This is a genomic window from Pikeienuella sp. (genome assembly GCF_046290545.1).
GTDB lineage: Bacteria > Pseudomonadota > Alphaproteobacteria > Rhodobacterales > Rhodobacteraceae > Pikeienuella.
In genome coordinates, this window is record NZ_JBKAGV010000002.1 from 66966 (window position 1) to 76172 (window position 9207).

Below are 9207 nucleotides of genomic sequence, written 5' to 3' on the forward strand. Positions count from 1 at the left end.
AAGAAGATGAACGGATCAGTCCGGGCCGATCTCAGCCGCGACGGCGCCGTCGCGACCATCCGGTTTTCCGGCGGCCCCGGCGGCTGCATGGACGACGCGATGGAGGCTGCGCTTCTCGACGCGGTGAAGGCCGTGGAGGAAGACGGCGCGCTCCGCGCCTGCATCCTCGCCGGGGCCGGCCCCGGCGTCTTCATCCGTCATTACGACGTAGCCACGCTCCACGCCCGCGCCGCCGTGATGCGCGCCCGCGGCATGGCCTTCTCGGAGGCCCGGCCGGTGAAGGAATCGCCCATCCATGAGGCGATGAGGCGGATGGAGGAGGGCCGCGTCGTCTGGCTCGCCGCGCTGAACGGGACGGCGATGGGCGGCGGGTTCGAACTCGCCCTCGCCTGCGACCTCCGCATCGTCTCCCCCGGCCCCCATCGCTTCGGGCTGCCGGAGATCAACCTCGGCCTCCTTCCCGGCGCCGGCGGCACGATCCGCCTGCCGCGCCTCGCCGGGGAGGCGAAGGCGCTGGAGATGACCCTCCTCGGCCGCACGCTCTCCCCCGAGGAACTCGCCGCCGCCGGCCTCGCCATCCTCGCCGGAGACGCCGAGGCGGAGGCGCGCATCCTCGCCCGTCGCCTCGCCGGCAAGCCGCCGCGCGCCCTCGCCCATATCAAGCGCCTCGTCCGCGGCCTGCCTGAGGACAGGCCGGGCGCGGAGCGCGCGCTCTTCTGCGACCTCATGGTCTCGGACGACGCCTTCCGCCTCATGGGCGAATGGGCCGAAGGGCGCCGCGGGATCGAGGACGAACCGGCCTGAGCGCCCGCGAGTCGGGGGCGGGGTCAAGGATCGCGCAGCGACCCCCGGCACGGGGGCTTGTCCTTGAGGCCGCCCCCGACTCGCATCACGCTGGACGAGGCGATCTGAGGGAGCAGCCGCGCCCTCAGACGCCTCCCAAGCCAACGCCCCCTTCAGCCGCGCCCCTCCAGAATGATCACCGAGCACGCCGCCTCGTCGAAGCCGATCACCCCGCCGCCATTCTCCGCCAGCCCGATCCGCGCGCCCTGCGCCTGCCGCGCCCCCGCCTCGCCGCGAAGCTGCAGCGCCAGTTCATGGATCATCGAGAGCCCTGTCGCGCCGACCGGGTGACCTTTGGAGACAAGCCCGCCCGAGAGGTTCACGGGCATCCGCCCACCCAGAGCCGTCTCGCCCGAGGCGACGAGCGGCCCCCCCTGCCCGTCCTCCGCGAAGCCCAGCATTTCGAGCTGGTAGATCTCGCAGAAGCTCGTCGCGTCATGCACCTCCACCACGTCCACGTCCCCGCGCCCGAGCCAGGCGCGGCGGAAGGCCTTTTCCCCCGCCAGCCGTGAAAGGCCGGGCTCAGACGGGTCGCGATACTTGCCGCCCGTCAGCACGGAGGCGCGGACCTTCACCGCCCGGTCCCGCACCGCCTCGGGCTGGCCCGCCAGCCAGTCCGCCGAACAGAGCAGCGCCGCCGCCGCGCCGTCCCCGATCGGCGCGCACATCGAACGGGTGAGGGGATAGGAAATCTCCCGGTCGGCCAGCGCCTGCTCCACCGAGACCTCGAACCGGTACTGCGCCTTCGGGTTGAGCGAGCCGTGATGATGGTTCTTCGAGGCGCCGGCGGCGATCTGCGCCTGCGTGGTGCCCCAGCGCTTCATGTGCCAGGCCGCCTGCATGGCGTAGGTGTCCATGAAGATCGTGCCGCCGCCCGCCTTGGCGTCGAAGGGCTTGCCCGCCTCCTCGCCCCGGCGGGCATAGTATTCATGCCATTCCTCGGGGTTCATCTGGTCGATGCCGCCGTCGAAAATGGCCTGCGTCAGCGTCTTGTCGTCCGAATGCGTCTTCTCGACCCCGATGGCGAGGGAAAGCTCCGCCTCCCCGCTCGCGATGTCCTTGAAGGCGCCGTGGAACGCCATGGAGGCGGTCGCGCAGCCCCCTTCCACGTTGATCATCGGAACCCGCTCCGGAAAGAGCCCCTCCCGCACCAGCGGCGTGAAGGCGACCTGCCCGCGGATCGAAGCCTGGCCCCAGGCGCCCATGCCGCAATTGCCGAACCAGGCCTGTTCGATCTCGGAGCCGTCGATCGCCGCGTCCCCGATCGCGTCGAGATAGGCCTCCCGCGCGAGATCGCGGAAGCTGTCCCCCGGCCGCTTGCCGAAGGCGGTGCACGAAGTCCCGACGACATAGACATCCCGCATGGCTCAGCCCTCCCGTTTCTTCAGCGCGCGGAGATCATAGGCGAAATCGCGCGGATCCGCGCCCTCGGGGAAGATGAGTCCCTTCCGGACCTTCTCCGTCCCCGTCCGCGGCAGCGCGTCGACGAAGGCGAGCCAGCCCGGCGCCTTGTGATAGGCCAGCCGCTCCCGCGCATGGGCGAAGATCGCCCGCGCCGCCGCCTCGTCCCGCGGCCCTTCCGGGATCACGCAGGCCATGATCTCCTCGTCCCTCACCTCGTCCGGCACGCCGATCACCGCGACGCCGCGGACGAGGCCGGAGCCGATCAGCGCATCCTCCACCTCGGCGGCGGAGACGTTCTCGCCCGAGCGGCGGATGATGTTCTTCCGCCGCTCGACGAAATGCAGCATCCCGTCCGGCTCCTGAAAGACGACGTCGCCGGTATGGAGCCAGCCGCCGCGCCACGCTTCCTCCGTCGCCGCCTCGTCCTTCAGATAGCCGCGGAAGAAGCCGTGCCGAAGGTCCGGCCCCGCCGCCCGCACCAGCAATTCGCCCGCCTCCCCGCGCGGAACCTCCCGCCCCGCCTCGTCCGCCACGATGGCTTCGAGCGGCGCGCGCGGCCGCCCGAAGGCCCGCGTCCTGATCCGCCGCGGCTCCTCATGGTCGGCGAGGAAGCGCCCCGTCTCCGACATGCCCCAGACCTCGACCATCGGCAGGCCGAACCGCGCCTCGAACGCCGCGTGGAGCGCCGGGTCGAGCCCCGCGCCGAGCCCGAAGCGAAGCCGGTGGCCCTTCTCTGCAGGTTCCGGCGAGCGCTTCATCAGGATCGGCGGAATCGCGCCGAGATAGTGGAGCCCGGTCGCCCCCGTCTCCGCCACCTCGCGCCAGAACGCGTCGGGGTGGAACCGGTCAGGCATGATCAGGGCGTTCGCGGTAAGGATCACGGCGGAAAGCGTGTTGATCCCCGCATTCACGTGGAAGACCGGCAGCGGCACATAAAGCCGCTCCTCGCCGATCCGCAGCGTCAGCGCATGGCCGAGCCCCGCATACCAGAGCCCGACGGCGAAATGATATTCGTGGTCGATCAGGCAGCCCTTGGGCCGCCCCGTCGTCCCCGAAGTGTAGATCACCGCGGCCTCTGTCGCTCGCCCGGAGCCGGGTTTCGCCGGAGCGGGCGCGGGCGGAATGTCCTCAACCTCCAGCACGGCGGGAAGGAGCGGCGCGAGGCGCGCAAGATTGTGCGGCAGGCCGATGGCGAGGCAGGCTTCGGAATGCTCCGCGAGATAGGCGAGTTCATGCTCGCGATAATCCGGGTTGACCGGAACCTGGCTCGCGCCGACCGCATAGAGCGCCAGTTGCGTCAGAACGTGCTCCGGCCGGTTCTCCAGCGCCAGCGCGACCCGATGGCCCGGCCCGTAGCCCTTCGCCGCGAAGAGCGAGGCCCGGCGCTCAACCTCCGACAGCGCCGCGCCATAGGTCAGCGTCACCCCCTCCGCCGCATAGGCGCGGCCCTCCCGCCCCGGAACGATGAGGAACGGCTTCCCGGGATTCGCCGCCGCGGTCAGACGGAACGCGTCGAAGATCGTCTCCGACCTGGCGGCGATCTCCTCAGGCGTCATCCCGCCCGCTCGATCAGCACCGCCATGCCCTGCCCCGCGCCGAGGCACATGGAGAGCACCGCCCGCCGCCCGCCCGTCTCCTTCAGATGCCATGCGGCGGTCATGGCCATTCGCACCCCGGTCAATCCCGGCGGATGGCCGACGGAGATGCCCCCGCCGTAGAGATTGTGAATGTCACGCGGCACGCCAAGCTCCCGCTCCGTATGAATGTTCACCACCGCGAAGGCTTCGTTGATCTCGAAATAGTCGATGTCCGAGATGCGGAGGCCGGTCTTCTCCAGCAGCCCGCGGATCGCCGGCACCGGCCCGTGGCCCATGATCCGCGGCGGCACGCCGACGACATGCCAGTCGACTATCCGCGCATCGGGCGCGCAGCCCTCCGCCTCCAGCGCCTCCCGCGATCCGACGACGACGAAGCCCGCCCCGTCCGTCACGCCGGAGGCGTTGCCCGCCGTCACCTTGCCGCCCTCGCGGAAGGCCGGGCGGAGCCGGGCGAGCTTTTCCGGCGTCGCGTCCCGCCGCGGGCTCTCGTCCACCGCGAAGCTCCGCGTCTCCCGCCCCGCCTTCACCTCGATCGGCGCGATCATCGGCGCGAGGAAGCCGCTCTCGATGGCGGCCAGCGCCCGGGCCTGGCTCATCGCCGCCCATTCGTCCATCGCCTCGCGTCCGTGCTGGAATTCCTCGGCAAGGTTTTCCGCCGTCTCGCCCATGTATTCCAGGCTGAACGGGCAGCGATAGGCCCAGTCCAGCACATCCTCCAGCGGCTTCGGCCCCCGCCCGAGGCCCCAGCGCGCCCCCGCCACCGCATGGGGAACGCGCGAATAGCATTCCGCCCCGCCGGCAAGCGCGATGCGGCTGTGCCCGCTCTCCACCTGCTGGCCCGCCGAAAGGATCGCCTGCAGGCCCGAACCGCAGGCCCGCACCACGTCGAGCGCGCCGGCCTCCTCCGGGATGCCGGACTTGATCCCGACGACCCGCGCGGCGAAGAGCGTGTCCCGGTCGGTCGGCACGGTGGTCGTGAAGACCATGTGGTCGAACCGCTCCGGCGCAATGCCGGAGGCGTCGATGCAGGCGCGCGCGGCGTGCGCCGCCATGTCGGTCAGCGGCGTCTCCTTCAGCGAGCCGCCGAAATCACCGAGCGCGGTGCGCCGCCCGGCCGCGAAGCAGACCTCCGTCATCCGATCCCCTCCCCCCCAATTCCCACAATGTCGAGCCGGCGGAGCCCCCGCGGCACCATCGCGTCGATCCACTCCACCGCCCCGCCCTCGGGGAGCGCGGCGTTCGGGAACCGGTCGAAGAACCGCCGCACCGCGACCCGCCCCTCCTCCCGCGCCAGCGAGGCGCCGATGCAGGCATGGATGCCCTGCCCGAAGGTCAGATGCCCGCGGGGATTCCGTTCAATTTTGAACCTATCCGGCTCCGCGAACACGGCCGGGTCACGGTTCGCGCCCGCGATGGAGACGAAGACGCGCTCGCCCTCGCGCAGCCGCTTTCCGTGCAGCTCATGCTCCCGCGCGACGACGCGGACGAGGCAGTTGGAGGGCCCGTCCCACCGCATCACCTCCTCGATGGCCGAGGCCGTGAGCGCCGGCTCGGCGCGGAACCGCGCCAGCGCGCCGGGATGCATCAGCAGCGCATGCGCGGCGCAGCCGATCAGGTTCGTCGTCGTCTCGTGCCCGGCGAAGAGAATGAGGATGCAGGAGGCGATGAGCTCATCCTCCGAAAGCGAGTCGCCCTCGTCCCGCGCCGCGATCAGGTCCCCGAGGAAGTCGTTGCGCGGCCGCGCCCGCCGCTCCGCGATCAGGTCCTTGAAATAGCCGGACATTTCCTTGCAGCCGCGCGCCGCGCGCTCATACTTGTCGTCCGCCCGCCGCGCGCCCGAGATGAAGACGGCGAGATCGTCGGACCAGCGCTTGAACTCGTCGAGCATCCCCCGCTCGACGCCGAGGAGGTCCATGATGACGAAGGCGGGCACCTGAAGCGCATACTCCGCCACGAAGTCGATCCGCCCGCGCCCGTCGATCCGGTCCAGCACATGATCGACCACCGGCGCGACGCCGGATTCGATGGCCGCGATGGCCGGCCCCTGAAAGGCGTGGCGCATGATCCGCCGCATCCGCGTATGGTCCGGCGGGTCCTGGAAGGCGAGCCAGAGGCCGAGATAATGGACGATGTCGCGCAAGAGCTCCGCCTCCCGCGGCGGGAGCGCCTTGTAGAAACTCGCAAGCTTGCCGACGGAGAGCGCATCCCCGAGCAGGAGCGCCCGCACATCCTCATGTCGCGTGAAGACCCATGACTTCAGCGCAGGCGACCAGTGCGCCGGGTCCTCCGCCCGCAACCGCGCGAGGATCGGGTGCGGGTTCGCCGCCACCTCGGGGTCGGACGGGTCATAGACAGGCGCCGCGCTCATCTTCGCCCTTTGCCAAACGATCGTTTGGCGCAAATATACAGGCGCGGCGACGGGAGGCAAGCATGGCGGAGAACCGGAGGGAGGCGGCGCTCGCCGCCGCGGCGGAGCTGATCGGCCGGCGCGGCTATGCCGGCGTCTCGATGCGGGACATTGCGGAGGCCGTGGGGATGCTTCCGGGCTCGCTCTACTACCACTTCCCGTCGAAGGAGGCACTCTTCCTCGAAGTGCACGAGGCGGCGGTCGCCGCCTTCCACGCGGCGCTCGACCGGTCGCTCGAAGGCGTCGAGGCGCCCTGGGCGCGGCTGGAGGCCGCCGCCGCCGCCCATCTCTCCGAGCTCCTCGCCCTTGGCCGCCGCGTGGCCATCGTCAGCCCCGATGTCGGGGCGCTCTCGCCCGAGGGGGCCGCGCGCGTTCTCGCCGCGCGGGAAGGCTATGACGAACGCTTCCGCGCCCTATTCGCCGCGCTGGACCCCGCGCCCGCCGGGCCGCCGGGCCTCGCGCGCCTGATGCTCATGGGCGCGATGAACTGGGCCCCGGTCTGGCGGCGGGAGGGCGGCGCCGCGCCGGAGGAGATCGCGGCGGCGTTCGTCCGCCTCCTCCGCGAGGGGGCGGCTTGACTATTCCGAGTCTTTTTGTAAGGTATAGTCCACTAGCGACCGTCCCCGGCAGCAATGCACCCCTCCGGAGACGACCATGCCCGAAGCTCGCTCCCCCGACGCAGACCTGCCCTTCGCCGCCCTGATCGAGCGGCTCCTCGACCGGCTCTTCGGCGCGGAGCCGGCGCAGCGCGCCGGCTCCGGCCCGGTCACGCGGCGAGCGGGTCGGCGAAGATGAAGTTCTCCGCCGTGAAGTCCGCGGCGGAGAGCCGGTCGCCGAACTCGAAGTGATAGGCGGTGTTGCGGGACTCCTCGTGGAGGATCGTGATGAGGAGCCCGCGGTTGTCCGGCCCGCCGGGCCTGTCGAAGATCACCAGTTCGTCGAAGCTCTCCGCGCCCCATGCCGAGATGTCGAGCTTGTCCGTCGAGGCGTCGAACCGGCGGAACTGGTCCCCGTCGCCGTCGCTGAGGATGAACGTGTCCGCCCCGGCTCCGCCGACATAAACGTCGCGCCCCGCCCCGCCGTCGATGATCGCCCCTTCCGGGCCCGCGACCAGCCGGTCGCTCCCCTCGGTCCCGAAGATGAACGGCCGGTCGTCCACCGGCTGGAGGTCGAAGCCGACGATCACCGGATCGTGGTCCGAATTCCGCGCCGCCGTCTCCCCGTTGAAGAGCGCCGGGTCACGCCCGAAGTCGAGGTTGTAGTCGATCGCGTCCGCCTCGTCGGCGTTGATGTGCCACTCCGTCGCGCCGGAGACCTTCTCGAAGGCCGGGCCGTTGGCGAGGATGTAGTCCAGCGTGCCGATCTGCCCGTCGAAGACGAAGCTGTAGGCGTCATCCCCGAGAAGGGCGCCGGCGATGTCCGTGAAGCCCGCCGCCTCCAGCGCCCTGATCGGGTCCTCCTCGGCATAGGCGTTGAGATCGCCGAGGATCAGCTGGTTGACCGCGCCCGTCCCGGTCGGGTCGGAGGCAAGCCAGTCGGCGAGGATCTCCGCCGCCGCCGTGCGCGTGGCGTTGGAGGCGCCCTGCCCGTCGAGCTGGTCCGCATCCTCCGGCGCGCCGGTGGAAGAGCCTTTCGACTTCAGGTGGTTGACGGCGACCGTCATCGTCTCGCCGCTGGCGAGATGGGTGAAGGTCTGCGCCACCGCCGGCCGGTTCTGCGGAGAGCCGGCGCCGAGCGGGTCGACGAAGCTCTCGCCGTCGAACTCGGTCAGGACCGCGACGCCGCCGAGCGGCTCGACCGAGGCGGTCTTGTAGATGATCCCGGTCGTGATCGCGTCCGTCCCCACATCGCCGGTGGCGATGAAGTCATAGACCTCGGCGCCGAGCGCGGCGTTCACCCGGGCGACAAGGTCCGCGATGGCGATGTCGTCGTCATTCTCCAGCTCGACGAGGCCGAGCACGTCCGCGTCGATCTCGATGATCGCCTGCACCGTCTTCGCCGCCTGCCGCTCGAACTCCTCCACGCTGTCCGCGCCGCGGGCCCCGAGCGTATCGTTCGGACCTGAATTCGCCACGCCGGTGTCGATCGTGGTGAAGTAGTTGAGCACGTTGAGCGAGGCGACCTTGAAGTTGCCGCCCACATCCTCCGGCGTCTCCGGCCGCGGGTTGGCCTGCTCGTAGGTCCCCGTCGCGTCGTTGAGCCGGAACTCGTTGAAGCCATAGGCGACGACGCCGGTCACGTCCCCCAGCTGGTCGCCCATGCGGAAGCTGTCCTCCGCGTCGAGCACGCCGTTGTTCCCGTCGATGATCTCGAGGGCGAGCGGGTTCTGCACGCCCGACCCGTCATCCAGCACCACCGTCCGCGCCGCGACGTCCGCGAGATGGGCCGCGAAGCCCTCCACGCTCGGCGCATTGCTCTGCGTGAACTGCTCGGGCCGCCCGTCGGAGGAGACGCGATACTCGCCGAACCGGTCGAGATTGAACATCTCGGTCACGGTCAGCGCGTTCTCGAAGGTGACGAGCATGCCCTCGAAAGCTTCGAGGTTCGCCACGAAGCCGCCCGCGGCGTCGAGGATCGCGCCCGTGGAGCCGAGCGTGACGGTCGTGCTCGTCGGCAGCGTCTGGTTGCTGGCGATGATCTCGATGGCGGAGGCGCCGATCTGCGTCTGGCCGAAGAACTCCTGCACCGTTCCGGTGACCCGCACGAGGTCGCCCACGTTCACGTCGAGCCCGTCGAGCGCCCCGTCGAAGATGAAAATGCCTTCCGAGGTGGAGGCGTCCCCGTCCTGGTCCGCGTCCTCCTCCTGAACGAAGAAGCCGTTGAGGCCCATGGAGCCCTGAAAGTCCGCCGTCACGATCGCCTCGATGATGACGATCTGGCCCTCAAGCGCCGCACGGTCGTCCACGCCCACCTGGGTGACCCCGGCGGACGAGCCCTGGATCGCGCTGATGAGAG

At 70.5% G+C, this 9207-nt stretch carries 8 protein-coding genes; 3 read left to right on the forward strand and 5 right to left on the reverse strand.

Going from position 1 to position 9207, the window contains the following annotated elements; genetic code table 11:
* Window positions 1–6: 6 nt before the first annotated feature.
* Window positions 7–804 (forward strand): enoyl-CoA hydratase/isomerase family protein, encoded by a 798-nt coding sequence (locus ACE37J_RS00720; RefSeq protein ID WP_409705473.1) that lies wholly within the window; start codon window positions 7–9, stop codon window positions 802–804.
* 152 nt (window positions 805–956) lie between these two features.
* Here the strand turns inward: ACE37J_RS00720 and ACE37J_RS00725 are convergent, their stop codons facing one another.
* From ACE37J_RS00725 to ACE37J_RS00740, 4 genes are read right to left on the reverse strand one after another with little or no spacing between them, the layout of a single operon-like run.
* On the reverse strand, window positions 957–2207 hold the full coding sequence (locus tag ACE37J_RS00725) for a thiolase family protein (RefSeq protein WP_409705475.1): 1251 nt from the start codon (window positions 2205–2207) through the stop codon (window positions 957–959).
* Window positions 2208–2210: 3 nt separating this feature from the next.
* The gene (locus ACE37J_RS00730; RefSeq protein ID WP_409705478.1) at window positions 2211–3803 is read right to left on the reverse strand and encodes an AMP-binding protein; all 1593 of its coding nucleotides are present in this window, start codon (window positions 3801–3803) and stop codon (window positions 2211–2213) included.
* On the reverse strand, window positions 3800–4981 hold the full coding sequence (locus ACE37J_RS00735; protein ID WP_409705481.1) for a thiolase family protein: 1182 nt from the start codon (window positions 4979–4981) through the stop codon (window positions 3800–3802). Before ACE37J_RS00735 ends, ACE37J_RS00730 begins: the two co-directional genes overlap by 4 nt.
* Complete coding sequence (locus tag ACE37J_RS00740) at window positions 4978–6213, reverse strand: cytochrome P450 (protein WP_409705484.1); 1236 nt, start codon at window positions 6211–6213, stop codon at window positions 4978–4980. Before ACE37J_RS00740 ends, ACE37J_RS00735 begins: the two co-directional genes overlap by 4 nt.
* A 62-nt stretch (window positions 6214–6275) precedes the next feature.
* Here ACE37J_RS00740 and ACE37J_RS00745 point away from each other — a divergent pair, with 62 nt between their 5' ends.
* Window positions 6276–6830 (forward strand): TetR family transcriptional regulator, encoded by a 555-nt coding sequence (locus ACE37J_RS00745; RefSeq protein ID WP_409705487.1) that lies wholly within the window; start codon window positions 6276–6278, stop codon window positions 6828–6830.
* 76 nt (window positions 6831–6906) lie between these two features.
* Window positions 6907–7047, forward strand: coding sequence for a hypothetical protein (locus tag ACE37J_RS00750; RefSeq protein ID WP_409705490.1), 141 nt, complete (start codon window positions 6907–6909; stop codon window positions 7045–7047).
* Here the strand turns inward: ACE37J_RS00750 and ACE37J_RS00755 are convergent.
* A partial coding sequence (locus ACE37J_RS00755; RefSeq protein WP_409705493.1) for an ExeM/NucH family extracellular endonuclease occupies window positions 7019–9207 on the reverse strand: 2189 nt, incomplete at its 5' end. The genes ACE37J_RS00750 and ACE37J_RS00755 overlap by 29 nt on opposite strands.